This is a genomic window from Hominiventricola filiformis, assembly GCF_020686965.1.
Classification (GTDB): domain Bacteria; phylum Bacillota; class Clostridia; order Lachnospirales; family Lachnospiraceae; genus Hominiventricola; species Hominiventricola filiformis.
In genome coordinates this window covers 113,158-139,974 of sequence record NZ_JAJEPS010000004.1, presented here as the reverse complement: position 1 = coordinate 139,974, position 26,817 = coordinate 113,158, and the positions used below count along the sequence as shown (strand labels likewise).

General features: G+C 46.2%; 21 protein-coding genes. 14 read left to right on the top strand and 7 right to left on the bottom strand.

All coding sequences use genetic code 11. The features are described 5' to 3' along the window. The first annotated feature begins 4 nt into the window (after positions 1 to 4). Positions 5 to 730, top strand: coding sequence for a tRNA lysidine(34) synthetase (locus LKD36_RS06045; RefSeq protein ID WP_308459127.1), 726 nt, complete (start codon positions 5 to 7; stop codon positions 728 to 730). Here LKD36_RS06045 and LKD36_RS06040 read toward each other — a convergent pair. From LKD36_RS06040 to LKD36_RS06025, 4 genes are all read right to left on the bottom strand, one after another. After that, the gene (locus LKD36_RS06040) at positions 727 to 1,143 is read right to left on the bottom strand and encodes a hypothetical protein (RefSeq protein WP_308459076.1); all 417 of its coding nucleotides are present in this window, start codon (positions 1,141 to 1,143) and stop codon (positions 727 to 729) included. The two genes, LKD36_RS06045 and LKD36_RS06040, sit on opposite strands and share 4 nt — an antisense overlap. Positions 1,144 to 1,161: 18 nt before the next feature. Next, a complete protein-coding gene (locus tag LKD36_RS06035; RefSeq protein WP_308459075.1) occupies positions 1,162 to 1,998 on the bottom strand; it encodes an AIM24 family protein in 837 nt (278 codons plus the stop codon). Positions 1,999 to 2,104: 106 nt separating this feature from the next. Beyond that, positions 2,105 to 2,872 (bottom strand): inositol monophosphatase family protein, encoded by a 768-nt coding sequence (locus tag LKD36_RS06030; protein ID WP_308459074.1) that lies wholly within the window; start codon positions 2,870 to 2,872, stop codon positions 2,105 to 2,107. Positions 2,873 to 2,904: 32 nt separating this feature from the next. Continuing rightward, positions 2,905 to 3,519, bottom strand: a complete 615-nt coding sequence (locus LKD36_RS06025) for a TetR/AcrR family transcriptional regulator (RefSeq protein WP_118769477.1) — start codon at positions 3,517 to 3,519, stop codon at positions 2,905 to 2,907. 204 nt (positions 3,520 to 3,723) lie between these two features. On the opposite strand from LKD36_RS06025, the gene LKD36_RS06020 reads away from it, so the two are divergent. The 7 genes from LKD36_RS06020 (at position 3,724) to LKD36_RS05990 (ending at position 12,416) form a co-directional block, all read left to right on the top strand. After that, positions 3,724 to 4,668 carry an alpha/beta hydrolase gene (locus tag LKD36_RS06020; RefSeq protein WP_308459073.1) on the top strand — a complete coding sequence of 315 codons (945 nt, stop codon included), beginning with the start codon at positions 3,724 to 3,726 and terminating at the stop codon, positions 4,666 to 4,668. Further along, positions 4,668 to 6,071 carry a condensation domain-containing protein gene (locus tag LKD36_RS06015; protein WP_308459126.1) on the top strand — a complete coding sequence of 468 codons (1,404 nt, stop codon included), beginning with the start codon at positions 4,668 to 4,670 and terminating at the stop codon, positions 6,069 to 6,071. Before LKD36_RS06020 ends, LKD36_RS06015 begins: the two co-directional genes overlap by 1 nt. 23 nt (positions 6,072 to 6,094) lie before the next feature. Then, positions 6,095 to 6,328, top strand: a complete 234-nt coding sequence (locus tag LKD36_RS06010; protein ID WP_308459072.1) for an acyl carrier protein — start codon at positions 6,095 to 6,097, stop codon at positions 6,326 to 6,328. Positions 6,329 to 6,330: 2 nt separating this feature from the next. Continuing rightward, entirely contained in the window at positions 6,331 to 7,863 is a 1,533-nt protein-coding gene (locus LKD36_RS06005) for a class I adenylate-forming enzyme family protein (protein ID WP_308459071.1), read from the top strand. Between the two features lie 259 nt (positions 7,864 to 8,122). Then, a complete protein-coding gene (locus LKD36_RS06000) occupies positions 8,123 to 10,732 on the top strand; it encodes a cation-translocating P-type ATPase (protein ID WP_308459070.1) in 2,610 nt (869 codons plus the stop codon). A gap of 11 nt (positions 10,733 to 10,743) precedes the next feature. Then, a complete protein-coding gene (locus LKD36_RS05995; RefSeq protein WP_308459125.1) occupies positions 10,744 to 11,916 on the top strand; it encodes an AI-2E family transporter in 1,173 nt (390 codons plus the stop codon). Positions 11,917 to 11,918: 2 nt separating this feature from the next. Beyond that, positions 11,919 to 12,416 (top strand): methylated-DNA--[protein]-cysteine S-methyltransferase, encoded by a 498-nt coding sequence (locus LKD36_RS05990; RefSeq protein WP_308459069.1) that lies wholly within the window; start codon positions 11,919 to 11,921, stop codon positions 12,414 to 12,416. A gap of 4 nt (positions 12,417 to 12,420) precedes the next feature. On the opposite strand, the gene LKD36_RS05985 is transcribed toward LKD36_RS05990, so the two are convergent. The 3 genes from LKD36_RS05985 to LKD36_RS05975 are packed head-to-tail and all read right to left on the bottom strand — an operon-like array spanning position 12,421 to position 16,721. Beyond that, positions 12,421 to 14,316 (bottom strand): ATP-binding protein, encoded by a 1,896-nt coding sequence (locus tag LKD36_RS05985; RefSeq protein WP_308459068.1) that lies wholly within the window; start codon positions 14,314 to 14,316, stop codon positions 12,421 to 12,423. Further along, entirely contained in the window at positions 14,313 to 15,965 is a 1,653-nt protein-coding gene (locus LKD36_RS05980; protein WP_308459067.1) for a hypothetical protein, read from the bottom strand. Before LKD36_RS05980 ends, LKD36_RS05985 begins: the two co-directional genes overlap by 4 nt. 33 nt (positions 15,966 to 15,998) lie before the next feature. Further along, on the bottom strand, positions 15,999 to 16,721 hold the full coding sequence (locus tag LKD36_RS05975; protein ID WP_308459066.1) for a LytR/AlgR family response regulator transcription factor: 723 nt from the start codon (positions 16,719 to 16,721) through the stop codon (positions 15,999 to 16,001). A 178-nt stretch (positions 16,722 to 16,899) separates the two neighbouring features. Between LKD36_RS05975 and LKD36_RS05970 the strand changes: the two genes are divergently transcribed. From LKD36_RS05970 to LKD36_RS05945, 6 genes are all read left to right on the top strand, one after another. Continuing rightward, on the top strand, positions 16,900 to 19,308 hold the full coding sequence (locus LKD36_RS05970; protein ID WP_308459065.1) for a LuxR C-terminal-related transcriptional regulator: 2,409 nt from the start codon (positions 16,900 to 16,902) through the stop codon (positions 19,306 to 19,308). 99 nt (positions 19,309 to 19,407) lie between these two features. After that, positions 19,408 to 20,223, top strand: coding sequence for a hypothetical protein (locus LKD36_RS05965; protein ID WP_118769486.1), 816 nt, complete (start codon positions 19,408 to 19,410; stop codon positions 20,221 to 20,223). Further along, positions 20,220 to 22,352 carry an ATP-binding protein gene (locus tag LKD36_RS05960; protein WP_308459064.1) on the top strand — a complete coding sequence of 711 codons (2,133 nt, stop codon included), beginning with the start codon at positions 20,220 to 20,222 and terminating at the stop codon, positions 22,350 to 22,352. Before LKD36_RS05965 ends, LKD36_RS05960 begins: the two co-directional genes overlap by 4 nt. 3 nt (positions 22,353 to 22,355) lie before the next feature. Then, positions 22,356 to 24,410, top strand: coding sequence for a hypothetical protein (locus tag LKD36_RS05955; protein ID WP_308459063.1), 2,055 nt, complete (start codon positions 22,356 to 22,358; stop codon positions 24,408 to 24,410). Positions 24,411 to 24,421: 11 nt separating this feature from the next. After that, positions 24,422 to 24,940: a hypothetical protein gene (locus LKD36_RS05950; protein WP_308459062.1), complete on the top strand. Its 519-nt coding sequence runs from the start codon at positions 24,422 to 24,424 to the stop codon at positions 24,938 to 24,940. 21 nt (positions 24,941 to 24,961) lie between these two features. Next, complete coding sequence (locus LKD36_RS05945; protein WP_308459061.1) at positions 24,962 to 26,800, top strand: ATP-binding protein; 1,839 nt, start codon at positions 24,962 to 24,964, stop codon at positions 26,798 to 26,800. Positions 26,801 to 26,817 lie beyond the last annotated feature (17 nt).

Here is a 26,817-nt window from a genome sequence, read left to right as displayed (position 1 = left end):
ACCTATGCAGCTTCAAAAGCTTTTAAGTCTTATCCGCCAGGCGGTGGACCGATACAACATGATTGCAGAGGGAGACAAAATTGCAGTGGGAGTGTCCGGCGGGAAGGACAGTCTGACGCTTCTCTATGCACTGAAAAAGTTATCGCAGTTTTACCCGAAGCATTTTACGGTCTGCGCGATCTGTGTGGATCTTGGTTATGACAATACGGATTTTACGGGAATCGATGAATTCTGCAGAAATCTGGATGTGCCGTTGACACTGATTTCCACGCAGATTGGAAAGATTGTTATGGAAGAGCGGAAGGAGAGCAATCCCTGCTCTTTATGCGCGAAGCTTCGAAAGGGAGCGCTGGTGGACGAGGCTGTCCGGCTTGGCTGCACCCGGATTGCCTATGCGCATCACAAAGATGATTTTGTGGAAACCATGCTCATGTCCATGATTTTTCAGGGAAAATTTTATGCGTTTCCGCCGGTAACCCTTTTTGAAGATAAAAACCTGCGAGTCATTCGTCCATTGATGCTGGTGGAAGAATCGCAGGTCAAAGGTTTTGTAAAAAGGCAGGAGTTTCCGGTGTTGAAAAGCCCCTGCCCGATTGACGGAACAACGAAACGTGCTTATGCGAAAGAACTGGTGGCACAGTTGCAGAGAGAGCATCCGGGCACCAAGGAACGATTGTTCCATGCCATTACGGAAGGAAAAATCGAGGACTGGGCTCTGCCGGGAGTTTAACTGTTTTCCAATTCCCGCAGAATCACTTTCAGGCGCTGGATCGCTTCCTCCACCTGGTCTCTGGCGGTATTGATGCGGTCCTGTACCATCCAGTCTACGAAAAAGCCGTCAAAGAACCAGTCGGCAAAAGAGAGAAAATCATCGGTCTCAATGTCCAGATGAGAAATCATATTCACATCTTTCAGTTCCTCGCTGAAATTTCGCAGATCCCATTTGGCCTGCTCCATATGCTGGCGGGCCTGGTTCATTTTGGAGCGCTTTGCCAGACTGGAGATAAGTCCTCCGGCGAACATATCAAAAAGCCCCCAGTTGTGGGCACTGTCCAGATTTTCCTTTGCGGTATGAAGGCTTTCCAATGCTTTGTTGCCGGCATCAATGGCTTCTCTTTTTTCTTTTTCAAAATTATATGCCATATTTTTCCCCTGTTAAAATCATTTTCCTAATGTATTGCTGTTTTTTGCAGCTGTTTTTGCAGCAAGAGTGTTTGTAGCTTCGAACAGGGAAGAAGTAGGAGCAACAGGACTCATCAGGACACGGCCGGTTCCGCGGTATACATTCACAAGTCCTTCTCCGCTGACAGCTGATCCAACCAGGGTTTTTGTGGTTCGTTCTACGGTGAAATCAAGGTCAGATGACCAGCACACGGCCAGATTTCCATCAATCTTCAGTTCATCGTCTTCCAGAATGATCTCAATCAGTTCCTCTTCCGGCACATTGCTTTCCAGAGCAACCGTACCGGTACCATGCAGGCTGAGATTAAAAAATCCTTCACCTCCGAGAACTGCGGATGATACATTTTTTCTTGCAACTATTTTGTTCTGAACATGGGAATCACAGGCAAGAAACATGCCGTCTTCGATGGTCATCCCGGAAGAACCCCATTCAGAAATATCTTTTAAAAGAATGTATTTATAGGTAGGCTCCAGAACCAGATAGCCATTGCCGACATATTCTGGTTTGATGGCGGTTTCCTTGGTGACAGCGCCTTTTAAGGCTTTCCCAAATAAATCACCAATACCTTTTACTCCGGTAGTTGCCTGAATATCACCGCCCATCCACTGCATGGCACCAGCCTGGATAATGGCAGAGTGTTCCTTGTCGAGTTCGATGACTATCTGACGTCTTCTGACATTCATCTGGCTCATAAAATATTCTGTCTGGGCGTTCATGGGAGAGACGCTGGCATCCTGTATGTATTCCAGTACATGAAAATTATTTACAGTTTTGACAAATTTTCTGCTTTCGTTTTCTAAATTGACGATCTTCATTGGAACCTCCCTTTTTTGATATAAAATGAATCATGAAAGTATGTATAAGACTATTATAACGTATTTGAAGAGAAAATAAATCTGAAAAAAGAATGAAGTTCATAGTTTAATGCTTCAGCAGTTTCTTAATCCGTTCATAAATCTCCGGTGTGCAGGTGAGTATATCGGAATTAGCGAGGAAGGGAAGGCGGGTGCCGTTCCAGTCGGTGATCTTTCCGCCTGCCTCTTCGATGATCAGGGAACCGGCAGCGTAATCCCACGGTTTTAAGTTCAGCTCGAAGAATCCATCGATGCGTCCGGCAGCCAGGTAGCAGAGATCCAGGGCAGCAGAAGCACTTCTACGGAAATCAGCGGTTTCCATGAAAACTCGCTGGAAGATGGGAAATAACATGGAAGCCCGCTCTTTTTCATAAGGCGCAGAGCCAAAGGCAATAATACAAGTATCAAGGGCTTCCCGATGGGATACATGGATGGGTTCGCCGTTTAAGAATGCTCCTTTTCCAAGAGAAGCATGGAAGGTTTCTTCCGTAAACGGATTGTAGACCACGCCGAAGGTCATCTGTCCATTCTCATAAAGTCCAAGAGAAACTGCGCTCATGCGATAATCATGAATCAAGTTGGTGGTGCCATCGATGGGGTCGAGAATCCAGTAGGATTTTGCCAGATCCAGGTTATTATTTTCCTGCTCTTCTGCAAGGAGAATGACGTCAGGTGTCCGGGCAGCCAGTTCTTTTCGTAAATATTCCTGGACGGCAACATCCACTTTGGTCACATAGTCCGCAGCACCCTTGACAGTGACCGCATGAGCCATTTCTTTGTTGTAAATAATGGATTTTGTGCTGTGCACCAGCTCTATGATTTCTTTTTCGTTCATATTCATGGGATACTCCTTGTTCTGTTGGAAATTTAAAGGATTTTCAAAAAATTCAATGTTCCTTCCGGATTGCCGGTGCCTCGTTCCATGAGAGAGACCAGTCCCTGAATGGTTTGATGAATCTCCTCCGGCGTGGAAGGAACCAGTGTATTATCAATCTTTACTGCAAGTACAATCAATGCGATCTCGGAGAGAGCTTCGGGATTGTCAAAGTCAATGAGCCCGTCCTCAATACCCTGGGATATAATCCGGGTGAGGGTGGGCTTTAATTCTGTAATCAGATGATTCAGAAATTTTTGATGAATGTAGGCATTCTCCGGTGCATTGGCAGCGGAAGAGGTGTGATCACTTTTGCGGAATTCCAGAGAAGAGCTGTGGCAGGCCTGAAAAATCATGGCCATCCGCGTAAATGGGGATATTTCCGTCTGGTCAGCCAGGTGTTTTGCGGTCAGCAGAGGTTTTTCATAGCTTCGTTCTACCAGTGCTTCCAGCATGGCATCCTTGGATGGAAAATAATAATAGATGCTTCCTTTTCCAATCCCGGCAGTCTGGGCAATCTCACTGACGGAGATGGTCTGTATATCTTTCTGCTCCAACAGAGACTGGAGCGCATCCAGAATCATATCGTATTTCTGAGTCTTGGACATTTCTATCGTTCTCCTTCGTCTGAAAATCCTTATTAGTATAGCATATGTAGAAGAAAACCGCCAACCTGGAATATTGCCATAATAATCGACTGCCAGTCGAAAATAAACTGTGCAAAAATCATATTGACCGCTGGTCGAAAAGATGCTAATTTAATAATTAAACAAGTTCGACCGATAGTCGAAAAAGAACAAGGAGGAAAACCGGTGCATAAATGGAAAAAAGCTGGAATTCTGCTAAGTCTTCTGTCTGTGGCAGAAGCAGGAAGTTCTGCTTACTTTTATAAAAGAACCATGAAACGTGGGATGGCAAGTACGGAACGCACGATGAAGATGGCAGGTACTGACTGGAGCCAGTATGAGGATCTTTTGAAAGAGCGGAAAGAAAAGTTTCTGGCGCGTCCGCGGGAGGATGTGTCCATCCGTTCCAGAGACGGACTGCGGCTGCGGGGAACTTACATACCAAACGGCGATGAGAAAAAGATCGTGATCTGTTTCCACGGATATACCAGTCAGGGTATGAGCGATTATATTGGTCTTTCTGATTATTATCTGCGTCATGGATTTTCCATGTTATTGCCGGATGCCAGAGCTCATGGAAGAAGTGAAGGCACGTATATCGGATTCGGATGTCTGGACCGGTATGATGCCCTCTGCTGGATTCGTTGGATGATTCATAAGGCAGGGGATGATGCAGAGATTCTTCTTCATGGAACTTCCATGGGGGGAGCCACAGTATTGATGGCCACCGGACTGGAACTGCCTGCCCAGGTAAAAGGCATTATATCAGACTGCGGATTTACATCGGCGAAAGAAGTTTTTACCCATGTACTTCATTCCATGTATCATCTGCCGGCATTCCCCATGATTCAGATTGCCAGTATGGTGAATCGGAAGAAAGCAGGGTACGGGCTTGATGACTGCAATTCTGCAAGAGAGGTAAGAAAAGCCACCGTTCCGGCACTTTTGATTCATGGCTCCGGAGATACGTTTGTACCGTGCAGTATGTGTGACCGCATTTATCAGAATTATGCATGTGAAAATAAGAAAAAACTGATTGTGGAGGGCGCTGCCCACGCAGAGAGTTATTATAAAGATCCGGCAGCCTATGAGGCAGCGCTGGATGCATTTATTGGAGGGATTATCAAATGATGAGAAAGAGAAAAGGTCATCCGGTGTATCCGCTGACTGCTGCACAGAAATTTCATTTTTTCTATCAGAATTTCTGCCCGAAGAAAGAAGTTCTGAATATCGGTACCAGTCTGACCATTGAGATGGAGCTGGATATGGAGCTGCTGAAGAAAGCTATTTATCAGGCCTATGACCGATGCGAGGCCATGAGACTTCGCTTTGCCCAGGACAAACAGGGTACCTGGTATCAGTATGTGGCAGACAAAGAGGAACGGGATATTGAATACGTGGATTTCTCCAATGGAACCATGGAGGAAGCGGAGAAAACCATGACTGCATGGACAGCGGTTCCCTTTAAGCCGCAGGATTCTCCCATGAACCGGATTGTCATGATTAAGACACCGGATGGTTATGAAGGAATCTATTTCCTGGCAGACCACAGAACGATGGATGACCAGTCTTTGATCTGTTTTTTAAGAGATGTGATTGAGCTTTACTGCAGTCAGAAATATGAGGGTGTTCCGGCACCGAAGGAGATGGCGTCCTATGTGGAGCAGCTGAAAAAAGACCTGGCTTATGAGATGGGCAGCAAAGCAAAAGAGCGGGACGAGGCTTATTTCCAGAAGCTGATTGATGAGATGCCGGAGCCGATTTACAACGGCATTGACGGAGACGGTGCATTGAAAGCAGAACGGGAAAAAACCGGAGATCCCAATGCCAGAGCGGCAGTCAATGTATCTGACAGCGTGGATTCTGCTCTGGATATCTTCCATCTGGAAGCTGAGCCGACGGAGCGGCTGATGAAATTCTGCGAGCAGCAGCATATTTCCCTGGCGAGTCTCCTGCTCATGGGACTTCGGACCTACTATCAGAAAATGAATGGAAATGATGATGTTTCCATCAATACGGCCATTGCCCGTCGTGCTACCTTAAAAGAAAAGAAATCCGGCGGAACCAGGATTCATTCTTTCCCATTCCGAACGATCATTACACCGGATAAGACATTCCTGCAGGGACTCTTTGAAATACGTGATCTGCAGAATGAATATTTTCGCCATGCCAATTATGACCCGGTAGCTTATTTTGCATATCGGGGAAGAAAGTATCCGCATCCGGGTGGAGAAACCTATGAACCCATGTCACTGACCTATCAGCCCATGACGCTGAAAGATAAAAGACTTGATGATCTGGGCGGTATCAAATACAAGACCAAGTGGTATCCAAACGGGGCAACCACCCAGGCCATGTATCTGACCGTCATGCACCGGCCGGATGATAATGGACTGGATTTTAATTTTGAACATCAGGTGAAAGCCGTGACCAGAGAAAAGCTGGAATATTTCTACTATTATCTGTGCAGAATCTTGTTCCGGGGCATTGAGTCACCGGATATGACCATCGGTGATCTGATAGCACAGGTATAAAGAAAAAAAGGGGAGAAAAAGAAATGCTGGAACAGTTAAAAGAAATTATTTGTAATTATGTGGAAGTAGAGCCTGAGCAGATTCAGCCGGAATCCCGTTTTATGGAAGACCTGGGATTTACGTCCTTTGATTTTATGAGCATGCTTGGAGAACTGGAGGATACCTTTGAAGTGGAAGTAGATCAGCAGACAGCAGCAGGTATCCGCACCGTGCAGGAGGCAGTGAACTATCTGGAGAAGCTGACCGGAGAGGAGTAGATATGAAGGTAAGCACCATACGGGAATTGTTGGTACAGGCGGAAGAAACCTGGGGAGAGGAAATTGTCATTCGTTATAAGTCAGGAAAAGGCACGGTTGCTGAGAAAAGTTATACGGATCTTCGAAAAGACAGCGAGCATTTTTCTGATCTTCTGGAAACACTGAAGGTCAGAGGCGGGCATGTGGCGCTGATTGGTCCTACTTCCTATGAGTGGATTCTGTCCTATTTTGGAACGGTGAACAGTGGAAGCGTTGCAGTACCGCTGGATGCATCCCTTCCGGCTGCAGATGTCTGTGAACTGGTCGACCGTGCAGATGCAGTGGTTCTGGTGGCAGATGAAGCTAGAAAAGATGTGCTGGAAGCAGCAAGAATCCAGTGTCCAAAGCTTCGTTATCTTATTTCCATGCAGAAGACAGAAGATGGAGATGGCATCCTGGCTTTGCCGAAGCTGATGGAAATGACACTGGAGGAGATGGAACCGGGAACTGGTGCGAGGGCGGATCTGCAGCCGGATCAGCTGGCTTCTATTCTCTTTACCTCCGGTACTACCGGAAAGAGTAAGGGGGTTATGCTTACCCATCGGAATCTTGCAGAAAACGCCACCTGTCTGGATATGAAATTTCCGGAACGAAGTGTGCTTCTCTCTGTGCTGCCGGTTCATCACGCTTATTGTCTGAGCATGGATATTTTAAAAGGTATTTCAAGCGGATCTGTGATCTGTATTAATGATTCCCTGTTCCGGATGGCGGCCAATATCAAACTGTTTCGGCCAAACATCATGCTCATGGTGCCCATGATGATTGAAACCCTGGCGAAAAAGCTGGCTGCAGCAGGAGATAAAGATCCGAAAATGGTGAAAGAAGCAGTATTTGGAGAACAATTCCACACGATCTGCAGCGGTGGTGCCTATCTCCAGCCGGAGCTTTTGGATCTGTTTGCAAAATATGACATTGCCATTTTGCAGGGATACGGTATGACAGAATGTTCCCCGGTGATCAGCACGACGTTGAGCTGGAATATCCGAAAAGGTTCTGTAGGACAGCTCCTTCCTAACTGTGAGGCAAGAGTGGTGGATGGAGAACTGCAGGTGCGCGGCAGCAGCATCATGCAGGGATATTATCATATGCCGGAGGAGACAGCGGAAACATTACAGAATGGCTGGCTTCTGACCGGAGATCTGGGATATGTGGACGAAGACGGTTTCCTTTTCCTGACCGGAAGAAAGAAGAACCTCATCATTACGAAGAATGGGGAAAATGTTTCACCGGAAGAACTGGAAAATAAGCTGTTGGAACAGCCCCTGATCAGGGAGATTCTGGTACGGGAGGCAGAAGGTGTCATTGAAGCGGAAGTATTCCCGGACGAAGAGGAGATGAAAGCCCAGGGACTTGCTGAAAACAGCATCACAGAGGCACTCCAGAAACTTATCGATGGCTATAATGAGCAGGCACCGGCGTATAAGCGGATTTATCGACTGAAGGTCAGAAATACAGAGTTTCCAAAGACACCGTCGAAGAAAATTAAGCGGTATTAAGCATAAAGTACCTTGACACAGGGGGGACTTTGTTATATTATGTATCCCGATAAAGGGGAGTAACCTACGTTTGGGAATCCGCGTTTGCAGTGTCGTCAGTACGGTGGAGACACCCGGTACTGCAAGAAAATGGTGAGACTTTTATTGCATTATTTGTGATGCAATAAAGGTCTCTTTTTTTATATCATTTTATGAAAAAAACCTTTCATTGCATCAGAATTACAGTTGTTATAAGTTTGTAAAAAAGGAGGCAAAAGTAATGAAGGAAATTTATCAACAGACAGTTGAAGAAGTTTTCGATCGTGTGGAAAGCAGGAAATCAGGGCTTACCAGTGAAGAGGTCCAAAGGGCCAGAACGAAATGTGGATGGAATGAGCTTGCAGAAGGAAAGAAAAAAAGCATTTTGCAGATTTTCCTTGAGCAGTATAAGGATTTTTTAGTGCTGATCCTAATTGCATCTGCAGTGATATCCGGGATCCTTGGAGATGCGGAAAGTGCAGCGGTTATCGTGATTGTCATTACGATCAATGCGATTTTGGGAACTGTGCAGACAGTAAAAGCGGAACAGTCCCTGCAGAGTTTAAAGAAGCTTGCCTGTCCGGAGGCAAAGGTATTGCGTGATGGGGTAACGGTACAGCTCCCGGCAAGAGAGCTGGTTGTTGGAGACGTGATTCTGCTTGAAGCAGGTGATATGATTCCGGCAGACGGAAGGCTGATTGAAAATGCCAGTCTTAAGGCTGATGAGAGTGCCCTTACCGGCGAAAGCCTTGCAGTTGAAAAGAGTATGGATACTATTTTGACAGAAGCACCCCTTGGTGATCGGACAAACATGCTGTTTTCCAGCAGCTTTGTGACATATGGGCGAGGCAAAGCAGTTGTAACAAATGTAGGAATGCAGACAGAGGTTGGAAAGATTGCGGGACTTTTGAAATCAACTTCGGAAAAACAAACACCCCTTCAGGCAAATCTGGATGAATTTGGAAAGAAACTTTCCATTCTTATCATTGTATTTTGCGGAATCCTGTTTGGAATCAATGTACTTCGCGGTGAGAAGATCAGCAGTGCATTTATGTTTGCAGTAGCCCTTGCAGTTGCAGCAATTCCGGAAGCCTTAAGTTCTATCGTGACAATTGTTCTTTCTTTTGGAACCCAGAAGATGGCAAAAGAGCATGCAATCATTCGTAAGCTTCAGGCTGTGGAAGGCCTGGGAAGCGTGTCTGTCATTTGTTCGGACAAGACAGGAACGCTCACGCAGAATAAAATGACAGTGGAAGATTATTATATTGACGGAAAAAGGATTGCATCAGACGCAATTGATGTGGCAGACCCGGCACAAAGATGTCTTTTGGATTACAGCATTTTGTGTAATGACTCGACAAATGAAAATGGAGTGGAAATCGGAGATCCGACGGAAACTGCATTGATCAATCTGGGCAGTCGATATGGAATAGAGGCCGCAAGTGTAAGAAAGGTTTATCCGAGGAAAGGAGAACTTCCTTTTGACAGTGACCGTAAGATGATGTCAACACTTCACAGAATCGACGGTGAGAACCGGATGATCGTAAAAGGAGCGGTCGACCGGCTTCTGGAGCGGACAGAGCGAATCTGGACGAAAGACGGAGTCAGGGAAATTACGGAAGCAGACAGAGAAGAAATCCAACGGCAGAATCAGGATTTTTCGATGGAAGGGTTACGGGTACTGGCATTTACCTATCGTGAAATTCCGGAGAATCATGTATTGACAACGGAAGATGAGAAACATCTGGTATTTCTTGGCCTGATTGCTATGATGGATCCGCCAAGGGAAGAATCCAGGGCAGCAGTTGCAGAATGTATAAAAGCAGGAATTCGACCGGTCATGATCACGGGAGACCATAAAATTACAGCAGCGGCAATTGCAAAGAGAATTGGAATTTTGCATGATTTATCAGAGGCCTGTGAGGGCGCTGATATTGAAAATATGAGTGATGAGCAGCTGAAAGAATTTGTTCCCCATGTTTCTGTGTATGCAAGAGTGTCACCGGAGCACAAGATCCGTATTGTACGAGCATGGCAGGAGAAAGGGATGATCGTGGCAATGACTGGAGATGGTGTGAATGATGCTCCGGCATTGAAGCAGGCAGATATTGGTGTTGCAATGGGAGTGACCGGAACAGAAGTTGCAAAGGATGCCGCAGCGATGGTGCTTACAGATGATAATTTTGCAACTATTATAAAAGCAGTGGAAAATGGACGAAACTTATATCAGAATATCAAGCGCGCGATACAATTTCTCCTGTCAGGAAACTTTGGTGCAATTCTGACAGTCCTTTGTGCATCCGTTGCAGGACTTCCGGTTCCTTTTGCACCGGTACATTTGCTGTTTATTAACCTCCTGACGGACAGTCTTCCGGCAATTGCCCTGGGTGTGGAACCCCATAACAGTGAGGTGATGAATGAAAAACCAAGATCTGCAAACGAGTCCATACTGACCAGAGACTTTATTGAAAAAATCGGCCTGGAAGGTCTGGTGATTGGGGCAATGACGATGGTCGGATTCCTGACTGGATATCATCAGAATGGTGCGCTGCTCGGAAGTACCTATGCTTTCGGAACACTTTGCCTGGCACGTTTGTTCCATGGATTCAACTGTAAATCAGACCATCCGGTTATCTTTACAAAACGGTTCTTTAATAACAAATGGCTTCAGGCAGCATTTGCCCTTGGGGCAGTGCTCATTACGGCTGTACTGACGATTCCGGGACTTCATCACATGTTTAAAGTGGAGACGCTGAATCTGATGCAGCTTGGCTGCGTATATCTGTATGCATTTGCCAGTCTTCTGATCATTCAGCTGCTCAAATGGATACGTATGAAAGTAGGAAAATAAGGAGAATGTTAGTGGATCCAAGCAAAATATCTGTCAAAAAAATCCGGGAACTCATTGTCTTTACAGCGTTTCTTGTGGCTGCCTTGTGGAAGTTTGATGTGATGCTCGATGTGTTAAAGGAAATATGGAGTATTCTATTTCCCTTTGTGCTTGGTGGGGTGATCGCATTTGTAACCAATGTGCCAATGAGCTTTTTGGAAAAGAAAATTTTTACGAAGGTAAAAAAAGAAAATAAAGCAGTTGGAAAACTGGCAAGACCGATAAGCCTGCTCCTTACAATCGTATTGGGGATTGGTGTGATTGCACTGGTGATGTTCGGGGTGATTCCGCAGCTTACAAGGACAATGGGAACTCTGGTCATGAGCATTTCTGATTTTATTCCGCAGATGCAAAGCTGGATTCGGGAATTTTCCCACAATAACCAGGAGATTATGAAGCTGGTAGATCAGGTACAGTTTCATCCTGACCAGGCGATCAAGTGGGGGATCAGCTTTCTTGGAAATGGCGCAGGAAATATGATGAATACGACAGTGTCGGCCGTGGGTTCCATCGTCAGCGGAGTAGCAACCTTTTTCATTGCTTTCTCTTTTTCCTGTTATATTCTTTTTCAGAAAGAAAAGCTGCACATACAGATCAGAAAAGTGTTTTTTGCTTTCCTTCCAAAAGAAAAAGCAGAGGCTTTTCTTCGAATCTGTTCTCTGACTTATCGGACATTTGCGAATTTTCTTACGGGTCAGTGTCTGGAAGCCATCATTCTCGGATGTATGTTTTGTGTTACATTAAGTATTTTGAGAATGCCATATGCACTTTTGATAGGCGTTTTAATTGCGTTTACGGCATTGGTTCCCATTTTCGGGGCATTCATCGGCTGTGCAGTGGGAAGTTTTTTGATCTTCATGGTAAGCCCGAAACAGGCAATCTTATTTATAATCGTATTTCTGGTGCTGCAGCAGATTGAAGGAAATCTGATCTATCCCCATGTGGTTGGCGAATCTGTAGGACTTCCATCAATCTGGGTGCTGGCAGCAGTTACCATCGGCGGAAACCTTATGGGGATTGTGGGAATGCTTGTTTTCATTCCGCTGTTGTCAGTGCTCTATACGATTTTTCGGGAGTTCGTATATCTGCGTCTGAAAGAACGACATATTAAACGGGTGACAAAAACTGAAATAGAGGAAATGTAAAGATGGCATATATAGGCACATATCATTCTCCATTAGGCAATCTCTTACTGGCGGCTGATGATACTGGCCTTACAGGACTGTGGTTTGAGGGGCAGAAATATTTTGCCAGAACCCTTCCGGAAGAACAGCTATTAAAGGAAACACCGGTTCTTGCAGAGACAAGACATTGGCTGAATATATATTTTTCCGGCAAGGAACCTGCATTCACTCCGCCCCTTCATCCGGCTGGATCCGCCTTCCGACAGGCGGTGTGGCAGATTCTGTTACAGATTCCCTATGGCAAGACCATGACTTATGGAGAGATTGCCCGGGAGATGGCCAAAAGACAGCAAGTTTCCCATATGTCTGCCCAGGCAGTAGGTGGCGCAGTAGGGCATAATGCAATTTCTATTATCATTCCCTGCCATCGGGTAATAGGAGCCAATGGAAGTTTGACAGGCTATGCGGGCGGAATTGATAAAAAGGCTGCATTGCTGGAACTGGAACGTACAGTTTTGTGATGAATCATAAAATAACTGACACCCGGAAGGTGTTGTCGGTCACATCGAATTTGATCTGTCCGTTCAGGCGTTCTGTCAGAGCGCGGACGGACTGGGTGCCGATGCCATCACCATCATGTTTGGTGGAGAGGTATCGGCCTTTGTGGGTATGGATCTGATTGGAATGGCTGTTCTCTACCCGCAGACAGAGTTTTTCACGCTGCCATCCCGCCTGAAGGCGGATATATTTCCGACCGTTTATTTGAGAAGTGCAGGCTTCAAAGGCATTTTCGAGAAGGTTGCCAAACAGGATGGAAAGATCTGTATCTGAGTAGGGCAGTTCCGCGGGAAGCTCTGCATGGACAGACAGATCAATGTGATTTTGCTGACAGCGGGTATTGTAATACTGCAAAATCGCATCGATGATCAGATTCCGACAGAGGACGGTACGGTTGTCCGTATTAGAAGCAATTCGATAATCTTTCAGATAGTCTTTTAATTTCTCATATTCTCCCTCTTCTACCAATGTATTTAAAAGCTGCATATGATGGCGAAAATCATGTCGGATGCGCACCGTTTCCTCGATGCGGTCGGATAAGTCCTGATAGTGGGTTTTCTGGATCGCAATCTGCCGGGTCAGTTGTCGCTGTTCTTCAGAGAAGGTGAGCCGGAAAGAATATGCCTTCACCAGATCATTCCACAATGTATAAAGGATCATCAGCAGCAGGAGGGAGGTACCCCATTCGGAGAACCATCCGCCATAGACAGGCTCAAATTTCGGAAGCAGCAGATCCCAGAAAAAGGAAGTGGCATAGAAAAGGTCTCCATAGAATAAAGGTACAGATTCCGGGGTCTGCCGTTTGAAAGCCAGGGATGCGGTTATAAGAAGCCACAGGACAAGAAAGACTTTGTAGGTGAAGACCAGACCGGAAAATACCTGCATGAGTCCGGTGGTGAGCATGGGCGCACAGGCACTGTAGCCAAAGGACAGCAGGCAGAAGAAAAGTGCAAGGTACTGGCTGATCATTGACGGGCGGCGGTCAGTTTCGCAGATCTGGTTGTGAAGCAGAAGCACGAAAAACGGAATCAGATAGCCGCAGAAGAGTTCCATGGCATACAGAGGAAATACAGGTAATTCAAAAAAAGTATGAATCAGCGGATAGGATGTAAATCCTACCATGGCAAGGCAGAGTCCTCCGAAGCAGAGTGCATTTTTATAATGCATACGGAAACCCAGATAGAATGCCAAAAGGGCAATGAGCAGCGCCAGTGCATCCGCAGCCATGCAGATGCCAAGACGCAGATTCTGATACCGGGAGACTGCTTCCGGGGTTCCGAAGGCAGGCGGATAAGTAAGTCCGCTGTAGTAGTGGGAATAATCACTGACGGATAGCAGAATCCGGGTATTTCCGGTGGAAGTAAAAGTCAGAAAATGCTCCTGAGTTCTTGCTTTATAGGCAGACGGATCCGGGTTGCCGGTCCGGAAGATGAGGTGGTCATCTATATAGACATTGCAGGAACTGAAGATTTCCGGCAATTCCAGGGCGCAGACTGTTCCTGGGGGCAGAGAAAGCCACAGGGCATAAGTGGCACTTCCATGAGGAAGCTGATCATTTCCCGTCAGGTCAAAATGGGAATATTGTCCTATTTCCGTATAGATCATATAATGGTTTGATGTCTGGTTGTCAAAATCTGCGGGGGTAAGAAGCACATCAGGATAGTATGCCCAGCCGGAGGTCAGAAATGTAAGAGGCTGGGCGGCAAGGTCTTCTTCAGACAATACAAGCAGTCCGTTGGCAGGCTGCAGGGACGGACGGGTATATTTATTATTGAAATGATACAAAAACAGATAACTGCCTGATGCAATCAGAATAACTGCAAGCATCAGGCAGATCCCTGAAATGATTTGTTTACGTGTCATCGGAAGATCCTCCGTCTGAGAATCAGAAAACTACCGCCAAGAGACAGCGCAGAAAGACCCAGATAAAAGGGGAGTCCATTTCGGTTGAAGAGACCGCCGGAAGGGTCAGATGGCGGCAGCTCGGAAGTATGGATGGTGCTTTCGCTGTCGACTTCCCGTTCGGGCAGTTCATAAGTACCGGTCTCCTGCACGGTAAAGGAATAAAGCTTGCCGTTGACAGGGGCAGTGATTCTGGTGTCCGGAATCTCTGCGACCGTTTCGCCGTTTTTTGATACGGAAATAGTCACGGAGGATGGTGTTTCCTGTTTGATTTCCACAGTCAGAGAATCAGAAGCTCCAATATCCAGACTGTCGAGGGTATCAGAAGAAAGGGTGGCCTGAATGTCGTGTTTGGAAAAAGAGGCGCTTCCACCATGGTTTTTTCGGGACAGGTCAAGACGGGTACCGTAGATGGTATCACTGTCTTCTGTAAAAGATTCCATGGGTGCAGTTGTTTCCGGCTGTGAAGGTGTCTCAGCAGGAGCAGTGGGCGCCGGCTGAATTACATCATCTGCTCCGGGATTGTCAGAACTTCCGTCCCGGTTTCCTCCGATACTGGCATAGGAGCATTTTTCACCGTTATCCTGCAGCATCACAATTGTGGAACTGCAGGAATCGGAACGGATCTGATAATAATAGTAATGTCCCACAGTAAGATTCCGTCTGAGAACAGACATGCAGTTGGCGTCAACGTTCAGAGATCCATTGGTGTCGACTGACCAGTCTGCAGTGGGCAATTCGTCCGGAGACAGTTCTGTCTCACTTTCCAATGTATAGAGCTTAAAAGAGGAATCCAGTTTTTTTAAATAATCAAAAGAAAAGGAGTCGTTATCATATTTGGTAATCCACAGTTCAAAAGCATCCGGATCAGAGATTTTTACCGGTACGCGGATTTTCTGAAGATGTTCCGGGAGGCTGAAAGATACCTTGTTTTCTTCCGATACTGCCAGTGTGATGATAATCTCATATTCTCCGGGAACGGAGAGATCCACAAGCGTATCATCAATAGAGACGACTTCCAGATAAGCAGGCTGTTCATCTTCTGTAAGACCATACATAGTCGTAGCCATGTAATGGAGATCGTCTATGGCCTCATTCCAGCTTTCGATATCATTCAGTGCAAGCATGATACCGCCATCGCAGAGATTCTGATTGGCAATCAGAGTGATCGGATAAACCTCATCTGCAGATTTGATCTGAAAAGGAACAATAATCTGGGTAATGACTCCTTCTGCGAAGGTATATCCATCCGGAGCCAGAATGTCACCGGTCATTTGATAAAGTCCCGGAGAAGACAGATCCACATCAGGACCTGACCAGCAAACCGTCAGTGGCATTTCGGCAGAGGTACCGTTTTCATCGACGGTAGCGACTACAGATGCCAGCATCTGTCTATATTCCTGCACGCAGGCATCAAGGGTGGAAGAATCTTCGTTACTGTAAAATACCAGAGGCGGAATAGAAGAGAGTAATCCTTGTCTCTGAATAGCGGTAATGATTCCTCCACAGGAAACCTCAGAAGAAAGCTCTTCTTCAGCAAATACGAAAGAAGCAGGAACTGTCATACATAAAACCAGTACACAGACTGGAAGCAACAGCAATTTTTTCATGTCATAATTCCTCCTTCACAATAGTTGTCCAGATCAGAGCATATGCTCAAATTGAAAATCAATATAAGCGTCATTGACAGCTGCATACTGTCTTCGGCTGATGGGAATCGGTGCTCCATTGTCCATAAGAAAACGATCTTTTTCCAGCGCTTTTACATGAGCCAGATTGACGACCACGCCGCGGGCACATGAAATGAACCGGAAATCCTGGAGCAGTGGTTCTATGGTTTTCGTAAAAGTGTGTCTTGCGGACAGGCGGATACAGGTGTCTTTCAGATGGAGTTCAATATTATTGCCCACCGACATAATATAGAGAATCTTTCCATAGGGAACTTCATAGTTCTGTTTGCCGGAAGAGACAGCCAGACGTCGGTTTTTCAGTACCGTCTGTGCGAGAAACTGGTCGATAACCGCGTGAACTTTTTCAGGAACCGGTGGTTTGGTCAGGTAACGCAGAGCCTGCACTTCATAGCCTTCATAGACATAGTCTGCACTGCTGGTCAGGAAAACAATGGCCAGCTCCGGATCCAGCTCCCGGATTTGTCTGGCAGCGTCCATTCCATTCATTTTTTTCATATAAATATCGAGAAAACAGAGATCGAAAATTTCCGGTTCAAAGACAGAGAGAAAGTCTTCTGCACTTTCAAACTCACTGATCTCAACGGCAATGCCGGTTTTCTCAAAAGAGCCGGACACAAGAGAATGGAGGAAGCTCCGGTCTGACGGATCATCATCCACAAGAGAGATTTTTATCATAACAGACCTCTTTTATATCATTATTTTCCAGTATAGCACATCTTTTTTGTCATATCCAGAAGTAAATATATTTGCCGTTTGAGGAACATAAATTACCGTTTGCCGAACCTTGGTTGAAGCGGAAAGAAGAACTGCGTATAGTGAAACTATAGAATGATACAAAGGATGGGTTTGGCAGATGGCAGCAGGGACAACTTATAAAAAAGAAGTCCATATTGATAATCGGGAGCTTGATGAAAGGCTCTGCAATGACCTGATGCGTTATGATTTGATCTTGCTGCAGGCTCCCATCGGATGGGGAAAACATACTTTTCTCATGGGTTTTGCGGAACATCATCCGGAGGTTTCCATACAGATGCTGGAAGAAGGTTATGCAGCAGAACAGCTTCAATCTCTTCCGGAAGAGGATGGACAGATTTTTATCATTACAGATCTGAATGAAATTCTGCCGGAGGAAAGTGACCGGGAGCACCTGTGGAAAAGGATCGGAAAAAGCAGCCACGGCGAAAAATATGTGATTGCGTCTTCAGCACCGATTGCGGAAGAATTACTTCCATTCCGTGTAGCCGGACGGCTCATTACCTATGGAATCAGGGAAATGAAACCAAACAGGGAAGAAGTGCGCCGGTATTTCGGGAAAAAGGGAATTTATCTGAGTGAAGAAGATGCATTTCGGATAGAAAAAGATTTTCGAAATATGCCATTATGCCTCTATATGCTGGAAAATCCTCTGAGCAGTTCAAAAAAAGGTTATTGCAGGGTGGTGAAAGAACAGTGTCTGGAAGATGTCTACAGCTGGATTGATCTTTATTTTTTCCGTACATTACTGGTGGAAGATCAGAATATTCTTGTCAGACTGAGTTTTTTCGAAGAACTGACCGAAGAACTGATCTGGAGTCTGGCAGATTTATCAGTAAAAGAAAGCAAAGCGTTTATACAGAGACTTTTAAAAAAGGGAAGTATTCTCATTCCGACCGGTGTGGGGCGATGGGAGTTTTCGATACTGTTTGGAAAATTTCTGAAACGGTGCGTACAGAAATATATGGATCAGGAGATGTTAACCGATCTGTATCGGAGATCCATGGAATACTATGAGCAGAAGAATGACTGCTTCTCGGCACTTCGTTTCGCAGACCTTTTAAATGACTGGGAACATATGGTGGTTCTGCTTGGAAACATTTTCCGGGGGAAACTTTCCTGTGAGGTGTTTTTAAAACTGGAAGATGCCTGCCTGAGAATTCCGGAACTGTACTTAAAAAGCTGCCCGGAACTTCTGATGGCCAGATCTGTGCAGGAGGCGATCCGCGGAAATGCAGAGGAGAGCCGGCTCTATGAGCAGCAGTTGTATCGGATGCTGGAACAGACATCGGGGAAAGAACAGATCCGGATCAGTCAGGCATTGTTCTGTCTGGAGCAGGTAAGGCCAGGTGGTGTGACAGCAGAGAAGCTGCGGCAGGTGATGTCCCTTCCGGGAGGCATGGAGATCTTAGGAAGAGGAGAGTATCAGGGTAATTTTTTGCCGGAACAGATTTCTATCCTGCATGGAAATAAAGACTTCTGCCGCTTTCTGGAAAAAGGAGGGGCATTTTCAGAGAAAGATGTATTTCCACAAAACATGGGATCGGTAGTCGGTCCCGGGTATTATGTGCTGGAACGGTTCTTCCGGGCAGAAGTCTGTTACGAATATAACCGTCTGGAAGAAGCCGGAAACCTCTTGTCAGAAGCTTTTTATGAAGCGAGAAAACAGCAGAACAGCAGGTTTCAGAAGCTGTGCAGTCTGAAAATGGCAGATCTTATGATAGCCAGGAATCAGGCTCAGGGGGCGGATGCCTTCGTGCTTTACCGTCTGGAGGAAGAGGCAGAAGAGGATGAATTCTGGAATACCAGTTTCGATGCCCACAGAATCCAGTATCATCTTCTGAAAAATAATAAAGAACAAATTCTCACATGGATGAAAAATAAAGCTCCGGATGACAGCGGCAGATTCCAGAGTCCCATGTATTATTCGTATCTCATGAAAACAAAAATCTATATCTGGCAGGAAAGCTATATGGCGGCGCGTCTTCTGCTTCGTTCTCTGCTGGAATTTGCTGTCAATTATCAGATGTATTATCTGGAGATTCAGGTTCGTATGCTGGAAGCCATTATTGATTATCGGGAAGAACAGTCCTGCTGGCAGGAAAAACTGACAGAAGCACTGGAGCTGGGACGTAAGACCAGGTTCATCCGGGTATTTGCTGATGAAGGAGAGGCGGTCTATGAGCCATTGTCTGCACTGACAGAGCGGAGAGACGAATGGAAGAAAGATCCGTATATCCGGGAAGTTATGAGCGCCTGCAGGGCGCAGATGCTGATCTATCCGGGATATTTAAGGCAGCGGGAGACCATGAGGCTTGATCAGTTTACCAGTTATGAAAAAGATGTGCTTCATCTGCTGGCTTTGGGAGAGAAGAATGCAGAGATCGCTGCCCAGCTCTGTGTTTCAGAAAATACCGTCAAATATCACCTGAAAAATATTTATCAGAAACTGGGAGCGAAGAACCGCAGCCAGGCGGTCAATATGATCAAAGAATACAGGCTTTTATAGAGACAGGAACAAGGACTACCCGTTCGGGCAGTGCGGTTCCTGTCTTTTTCTGTCAAAATGTATCTTACAATAGACTGCGTGTGGCCGGAGGTAGACGGAATGAAAGCAGAAAGAGACTTACAGCAGAAGAAAAAAGAACATTTTCGGGAAGTGTCAGACCGTCTGACAGCGGCAAGCCATGTGCAGATAGAATATTTCGCAAAACATACAAAAATAGAGGGCTATTATGAGAGTCAGATGGCTGGACATCTGTTTGGCTGTGATCGTCTGCTGAAACAGGAGAATATGTTCGGCACGCTGCAGATGGGCTATAACCCGAATCGGGAACGGGTATTCCTGTTTGCAAATCTGAAAACCTCCCGTTATGACACCGTGGCAAGCCGCTATCAGAGAGAGATGAAAGAATATCAGCAGAAATCTCTTCTGAAAGGCAATAATGAGAACAGGGCTTATGTTTCCAAACGATGGGAGATGGCATCTGTCCTGATCGAGAAAAAAGAGAATAAGCCATGGACCAGATATTCCATTCAGACTTATCTGGGAAGAAATAATATGGAAGCCATACAGAAGACGATGCCGTTTTTTATGAAGTCGGAGGAAACAGAAGAGCTGACCCAGATACGAAAGCGCAGAAAAGAAATACAGGAAGCAATCCGGGAGAACCAGGAGAAATCAGAAGAGGTGAGAGGGCTTCGAAGAGAAGCAGTGGAAAACCTGACGATGGAAAACCTGACGGAATCCATTCTGACGAGAAAAGAGACTGCACAGAAGCATTTTTTAAGAAGACTTAATTATGCATATGATTTTCAGAAACAGGATATAGAAGCCTATTACAGGGAAAAGAAAAAGACACTTCAGGAGACAGCGGAAAGAGAAGTACCGGAAGAAACAGAACCGGGGGATGAGAATGGATGAAAAATATGGATGATTACAGATTTCAAAATGAACTGGAATATCAGCTGGCTTTATTGGAAAGTATCCGAAAACTGTTACTGGTATATGAGAAATTTTACCAGGAGGAGACAAAAGGCGATATGCTTCCGAGAATTGGCGGAAGTATCCTGTCCCATCAGGAGCTGACCCGGACGCTTCAAAAATCTCATCCGGAGTTCTGGAATCATAAGAAAGAAGCACTTCAGGAACTGTCCCATATCCGGGAATGCGGAAAGAAAAGTATGCGGGAAAACGGAATCGTCATCGCCATGGAATATGTAATTCATGCATTCGGACTTACGGACTTTGAAGCTTTTTTGCTCATTCTTGCCTGGGCATCACAGATGGATCATGAGACGGGCCTTGCTGTCTCTGCAATGTGCGAATATCAGGGAGGAAAGGGGCCAACGATTCATTTCTGCACCAGACTGTATGCTCTGGAAGAAGCGGAAACCATAGAGATTAAAAGAAAATGTCTGTCAAGAAAAGAACTACTTTCCTGGCTGTTTGCCGGGACGGAAGCAGGTCAGAGAGGGGAATCACTTCTGGAAAAAGGACTTCATCTGGATGACAGAATTTTTGCTTACCTGCAGGATTATGGATCGGTGGATGACGAACTTAAGATGTATGTAGATTATACATACCACCCGGAACCAAAACTTTGGATCCAGCAGGAAATACAGACCGGAATCAGCAGAAGCATCAGGCAGAAAAAAAGGATATTTCTTTTTGGAGAACAGGGTTCCGGGAAAAAATATCAGGTCGCAGCATTTTGTCAGACCTTCGGACGGGAAATACTGCTTGTGAGAGGAAACACTTTGCCGGATACCCTCTGTGAGTTATCCATGCTGGTTCAAAGGCTGAAAAGGGAGACCGTTTTAAGAGGTAATGCCATTTTGTGCTTTGCTGATCTGCCGGAAGATGGCGGGATTTCCGAACATCTGCTGCAGGAACTGGGTGAGTGGGAAGAACCTGTATTTTTTACATCTGTTTTTAAAAATCCAACAAAGCAGCACGACAACAGAAGCCAGACGATTTATATGGAAATACCGAAGACAACTACAGAGGAACGGCTGATCCTGTGGAAACATGTGCTGAGAGAAGAACAGATACCGGATGCGTTTGATCTTTTGTTTCTGTCAGATAAATATCAGCTGACTCCGGGAGCAATTGTGATAAGTGCCGAAGAATATGAAAACCGTCTGAAGATGGAAGGAAAAAAGACGGAAGCAAAATGGATTCTGGAAGCCTGCAGAAACCGGCTGGAACACAGCCTGGGAGACGATGCAGTCAGAATTCAGGCACAATACCAGTGGGATGATCTGGTGCTGCCGGCATTCCAGAAAAAGATGCTTCAGGATGCCTGTGACCAGGTGATGTGTCATCATCAGGTCTATCATCAATGGAAATTTGAAGAGAAGATTGCCTATGGAAGAGGCGTGTCCATGATCTTCTACGGACCTCCCGGAACTGGCAAGACCATGGCGGCTCAGGTCATGGCAAACCGCCTTGGAATGGAACTGTATAAGGTAGACATGGCAGGGGTGATGTCCAAATATATAGGGGAATCCGAGAAAAAACTGGGAAATATTTTCAGACAGGCGGCGAAGAGCCAGAGCATCCTCTTCTTTGATGAGGCAGATGCCTTATTCGGAAAAAGAACGGAGCAGCGGGATTCCAATGATAAGTATGCAAATGCCAGCACGGCATACCTGCTTCAGAAAATAGAGGAATACGAAGGCGTGATGATCCTTGCGACGAATCTTCTTCAAAATTTTGACAGTGCATTTTTACGAAGATTTAAATATGTCATTGAATTTCCCTTTACGGATATTACGAGACGTCGGAAAATCTGGGAGCATGTATTTCCGGCAGAAGTTCCGAGAGAAATGCTGGATGTGGAATTCCTTGCAGAAGAATACAAATTTTCAGGCAGCCAGATAAAGAATGTGGCAGTCGCAGCCGCTTTTCTTGCGGCAGCAAAGAAGGAAAAGGTAACCATGAAGCACGTGCTGACCGGGGTAAAGCGGGAACTTGCGAAGACCGGGAAGCAGATGATTGCCAGTGATTTTGGACCTTATTATTATCTGATGGAAGAACAGGAGGAGTAGCAGATGCCGGGGTTATTAAGAAAATTATTTGGAAAACCATCAAAGAAAACAGCAGCACCTGTCAAACAGGAATACAGACCGCCTGTTCCACGCACGGATAAGGAACGGTCGGCAGATCAAAATTACAGAAAGCGGATTATGGATCAGGTCACGCAGCTGACAAGAAATGCGGAATCCGCAGGCGGAGCCCTTGACAGAGAAAAACTGGATGATGCCAGAGGACAGTTTGAAAATATGCAGCGGATGGCAAGAGGAATGAATCTTCAGGGGGATGCGGAGTATCAGGCACTGGAACAGGAGTTTCTCTCCAAAGCGGATGGGGCGCAGGATGCCATTGATCATAAGGCCAGAAAAGATGCAAAAGTCAGGGAACAGAAAGAAAACATCCTGAAACAAAAGGGAACTCCGTTGGAGACATTGATTAAAAAGGTCAAAACATTAAACGGCGGAGCAAATGCAGATGCAGATTATCTTACCGGACATGCGGATCCGGCAACTTCAACGGAAAGTACAGATTATGAAGCAGACAAGAAAGACAGATTATCCATTGCCAAGGAAAAACTGGGGAAAGCTTTTTCTCTTACTGCATTCAAAGAGTTTTTAAAGGAGCGCCTGAAGGATTGGCATGGAACCATTAGCGCGATTGCTGAAACGGCAGCCACTTCCAGTGGAATTGCCGGAGATAAGAAGGATTATGGAGAAGCGGCTGAAACGGCCGAAAAATTTATAAAACGGGGAAATAATAAAACAAGACTGAATAAAGAAGACTCTGTAGATGCGAACGGAATCGTGGGGAATATATTAAGTTTGATCAGCGGAGTTCTGCATGTAATCAGTCTTGTGAAAGCAGGAGCCAACTGGATAAAAGCAGCCAATGCCACAGAAGGATCTCAGCTGGATGCCCAGCAGAGATGGAAAAATATCAAAGGAATCTTCCATAAGCTTGTGGATGTGTTTGGAGATATCAATGGAACCCTTTCTGTTTTTACCGCGCTGGTGCCTCTTCTGGGAAGCTGTCTTTCTTTAACCCAGGGGGGACTTGCCATAATACTGAATCTGACAGATATGGTTGATTCCAGTGTACATATAGAGATGATGAGAAGAGACCGCAACCAGATTTTTGACCGAATTCAGAAAAAGAAAGCAAAATATGAGAATGCTGCGACGAAGGATGAAACGGCAGCAGAAGCATACACACTGCAGGAAGAACGGTATCGCAGCAGATCCGGTGATGTAAACGAAAAAAGAAAAGCTCTGCTTCAGAAGGTGGCCTTGGGAAATCAGAACGGCGCGTCCCAAATTCATATCGTGAAAAGTGATGAGATGCGCTCCAGAAATGACTCCAGATACCGGGAGGCCCAGTACGGAATAGGAGAGCGAATGGCAGTACTTCGGAATGAAATTGCGGAAGACCGGGCAAAAGAGGAACGGGGAGAACGCGTACAACCCAACAAAATGAAAGAGAATAAATCAAAACTTCGGCAGATGGAAGCACTGGAACTGATGGAAGAGTATAGAGAGCTGGATAAATCTCATAAGAAAATGAGAAAAGCTTTATATCATCAGCTGGAAGAGATCGGAAAAGGAACCGTAGGATTGATTAGTTCAGGAACGAAACTTACCGGAGAAATCGCATGTATGACCGGAGCTGGGGCAGTCGCAGGTGCAGCACTGCTGGGAACAGCATCGACAGTCGGGATTGTCAACGGAGGATATTCTCTGGCACGGGGAGGTGCGGCACAGGTCTATGGGATTGCACGCAAACTGACAGGAACTGCAGATAATAAAGAAACTACCAGAAATGACATGGCAATTATGATGATAGACCGTATGAGCGAGGTGGGAAATTCGGATATCTGGACGCAGACCAGAGGCTTCAAGAATGAGCCGGAGCTTGATACCGTGAATCCTAAGACCATTGTCCGGCAGGGAAGAAATGTAAGCCAGCTGCACAATGTCTTAAGAAGAGGACTGGATGCAGATATGCCGGAATTGATCAATGCGCCAAGTAAAGCGGAGCTGAGAAAGAAGATCGCAGCCTCATTTGGGCAGGAGTGATGGAGGAAAGCATGGATACGATCGGGAAGAAAATACGAGATCTGGAGCAATTAAAAAAAGAATTGGAAGAGCTGGATCTTGCAGCAGAGGTGCTGACGCCCGGAAGGTTAGCAGAGGATGCCACTTTGTTAGTATGTCTGCCCAGCGTGGATGAAGTGCCGGATGACCTGGATGATATAGAAAGTGAAGATCTTCATCTGGCCAGTGGAATGCTGGTGGATTTGGATGATACAGGAAAAAGTCTTGCCCGATATCTGATCTTTTACAGTCAGATCAGGGTAAAACTGGAAAATCCGGATGAACAGTGCATTTTAAAAATGGTGAATTTTATGAATCGCACAAGTCGTGTGGGACATTATTTTTATGGTTCGGCAGAAGAAGGGCAGGAGCCGCTGGTGCAGTATCGGGCGACCGTGATAGGGGTATCCGGAGAACCTTTTGATGCTGGAGTCGTAGCAGATACCATTCTGGAGATGGGGATGGGATATGACCTGATGAAGGAAATGCTGTTGAAAGAGTGTACAAAATAACCGGACTGTAAGGAGAGCTATATGAATTACGCAGAGATTCTGAGCCGCAGATTAAAAAAAGCAGGAAGAGATTTTGCAAAGGGACAGGCAGTTGATAAAAAAGAGCAGCTGCAGGCCGTTTTACGTGAAATCATGCAGGAAGGGCAGGATACAGGAACGTTCTTTCCATGGACCGAGGCGGTCCGTCGATTGAATATGGAAGAAATGGAGCAGTTACTTCTATGTGCTTCCTGGGGACTTTGTGCGGTGGAGGGAAGCATCTCTGCGGAAACCTTCCGGAAACTTTATATGGAAATCTATGAGGAGGAGCCGGAAAATACGGCTTCTCTTCCGACATGGTATCGACCGGCGGATGGCCGGATCGTACTGGCGGAGGTTATGTTTTCCTTCCTTGAAGGAAAGAGTCCGGAGCTGCCGTCAGGCGTGAAGCTGGTGCTGCCACGGGAAGAGCATTCTTATGGAACAGAATCGATTCTGGAGGATGGGAAAAAGATCTTCCGTCTGGCAGAAAAAAGGGGAGGATCGTTGATCTTTTGTCTCACAGGAGAAAAAGGAAGCGGAAGGACTTTTCTGATGGAACAGTTGGCGGCGGAAGAAGGAATGACGCTTTTGCTGATGGATGGTGACCGGTTTCAGGGAGGAAGACGGGAATTAAATGACTGTATTCTCTGCACGGCACTGTATGACAGCTTTTTCTGTATCCGAATGGGAAAAGAAGAAAGAGAAGGACTGCTGCAGGATCTGGCAGACTGCTTTACCTTTTTCGGGATGATCCGGGATGCGGACCGGCCTTTGACGGAGAGGACAGAAGGAGCAGTACTGACCAGGAGTACCGAACGTCCGGACCGGCAGTTAAAAGAACAGATGGCGGAAGATATATTGGGAGAGATCTGGCATACCCTCCCGGAGACGATGAAGAAAGCCCAGATTGCAGGGAGACAGCTTCCGACAGGAACCTATCTTCAGTATCTGAAAAATATCCGGGCAGAAGCAGAATCCGGCATGACCATTGAAAATACGGTGCTTCTTCCGGCAGCAGGCACGAGACTTCAGCTGCTTCCGGCAACGAGAAGCTTTGCGGAACTGAAACTTCCGGCTGCGCAGTATCAGAAGCTTCAGCAGATCTGCAGGATGATTTCCGCAAAGGAGCAGGTGCTGGAGCAGTGGGGATTCGGACAGAAATTTTCCTATGGAAACGGAATCTCCATTCTGTTCTACGGAGCACCTGGAACGGGAAAGACCATGGCGGCGCAGGTCATGGCGAATGAACTGGGAATGCCCCTTTACCGGGTGGATCTCTCCCAGCTGATCAGTAAATATATCGGGGAAACCCAGAAAAACATCGGACGGATCTTCGAGGAAGCAGATAAATGCGACTGCATTCTTCTCTTTGACGAGGCGGATGCCATTTTCACGAAGAGAAGCGACGTGTCGGATGCCCAGGACCGGTATTCCAACGCGGAGACGGCGTATCTCTTACAGAGAATAGAGCAGTATAGCGGCGTATCGATTCTGGCGACCAATCTTTTACAGAATTTTGATGATGCGTTCCGCAGAAGAATTTCCTACATGGTGCATTTTCCGATGCCGGATGCGGCACTCAGAAAAGAACTGTGGGAGAGCATTTTCCCGAAAGATACACCGGTAGCCGGAGAGGTGGATGCGCTGATGCTGGCCCAGGCCTTTGAGCTGTCCGGTGCATCCATTAAAAATGCGGCACTGCATGGTGCATTGCTGGCAGCGTCGGAAGGGGTGCCGGTGGGGATGAAGCATCTCCTGGGTGGTATCGAAAATGAATATGGCAAACAGGGTAAAAATTTCAGCACATCCCAGCGGGAGCTGCTGGAAGCCTTTCTATAGAGCAGTACGGGACGGAG

Bases quoted from the DNA above. Each gene is read 5' to 3' on its own strand.
- LKD36_RS06045 (WP_308459127.1), top strand. From the start codon at position 5: ATGCAGCTTCAAAAGCTTTTAAGTCTTATCCGCCAGGCGGTGGACCGA.
- LKD36_RS06040 (WP_308459076.1), bottom strand. From the start codon at position 1,143: ATGGCATATAATTTTGAAAAAGAAAAAAGAGAAGCCATTGATGCCGGC.
- LKD36_RS06035 (WP_308459075.1), bottom strand. From the start codon at position 1,998: ATGAAGATCGTCAATTTAGAAAACGAAAGCAGAAAATTTGTCAAAACT.
- LKD36_RS06030 (WP_308459074.1), bottom strand. From the start codon at position 2,872: ATGAACGAAAAAGAAATCATAGAGCTGGTGCACAGCACAAAATCCATT.
- LKD36_RS06025 (WP_118769477.1), bottom strand. From the start codon at position 3,519: ATGTCCAAGACTCAGAAATACGATATGATTCTGGATGCGCTCCAGTCT.
- LKD36_RS06015 (WP_308459126.1), top strand. From the start codon at position 4,668: ATGAGAAAGAGAAAAGGTCATCCGGTGTATCCGCTGACTGCTGCACAG.
- LKD36_RS06010 (WP_308459072.1), top strand. From the start codon at position 6,095: ATGCTGGAACAGTTAAAAGAAATTATTTGTAATTATGTGGAAGTAGAG.
- LKD36_RS06005 (WP_308459071.1), top strand. From the start codon at position 6,331: ATGAAGGTAAGCACCATACGGGAATTGTTGGTACAGGCGGAAGAAACC.
- LKD36_RS06000 (WP_308459070.1), top strand. From the start codon at position 8,123: ATGAAGGAAATTTATCAACAGACAGTTGAAGAAGTTTTCGATCGTGTG.
- LKD36_RS05990 (WP_308459069.1), top strand. From the start codon at position 11,919: ATGGCATATATAGGCACATATCATTCTCCATTAGGCAATCTCTTACTG.
- LKD36_RS05985 (WP_308459068.1), bottom strand. From the start codon at position 14,316: ATGACACGTAAACAAATCATTTCAGGGATCTGCCTGATGCTTGCAGTT.
- LKD36_RS05980 (WP_308459067.1), bottom strand. From the start codon at position 15,965: ATGAAAAAATTGCTGTTGCTTCCAGTCTGTGTACTGGTTTTATGTATG.
- LKD36_RS05975 (WP_308459066.1), bottom strand. From the start codon at position 16,721: ATGATAAAAATCTCTCTTGTGGATGATGATCCGTCAGACCGGAGCTTC.
- LKD36_RS05970 (WP_308459065.1), top strand. From the start codon at position 16,900: ATGGCAGCAGGGACAACTTATAAAAAAGAAGTCCATATTGATAATCGG.
- LKD36_RS05965 (WP_118769486.1), top strand. From the start codon at position 19,408: ATGAAAGCAGAAAGAGACTTACAGCAGAAGAAAAAAGAACATTTTCGG.
- LKD36_RS05960 (WP_308459064.1), top strand. From the start codon at position 20,220: ATGAAAAATATGGATGATTACAGATTTCAAAATGAACTGGAATATCAG.
- LKD36_RS05955 (WP_308459063.1), top strand. From the start codon at position 22,356: ATGCCGGGGTTATTAAGAAAATTATTTGGAAAACCATCAAAGAAAACA.
- LKD36_RS05950 (WP_308459062.1), top strand. From the start codon at position 24,422: ATGGATACGATCGGGAAGAAAATACGAGATCTGGAGCAATTAAAAAAA.
- LKD36_RS05945 (WP_308459061.1), top strand. From the start codon at position 24,962: ATGAATTACGCAGAGATTCTGAGCCGCAGATTAAAAAAAGCAGGAAGA.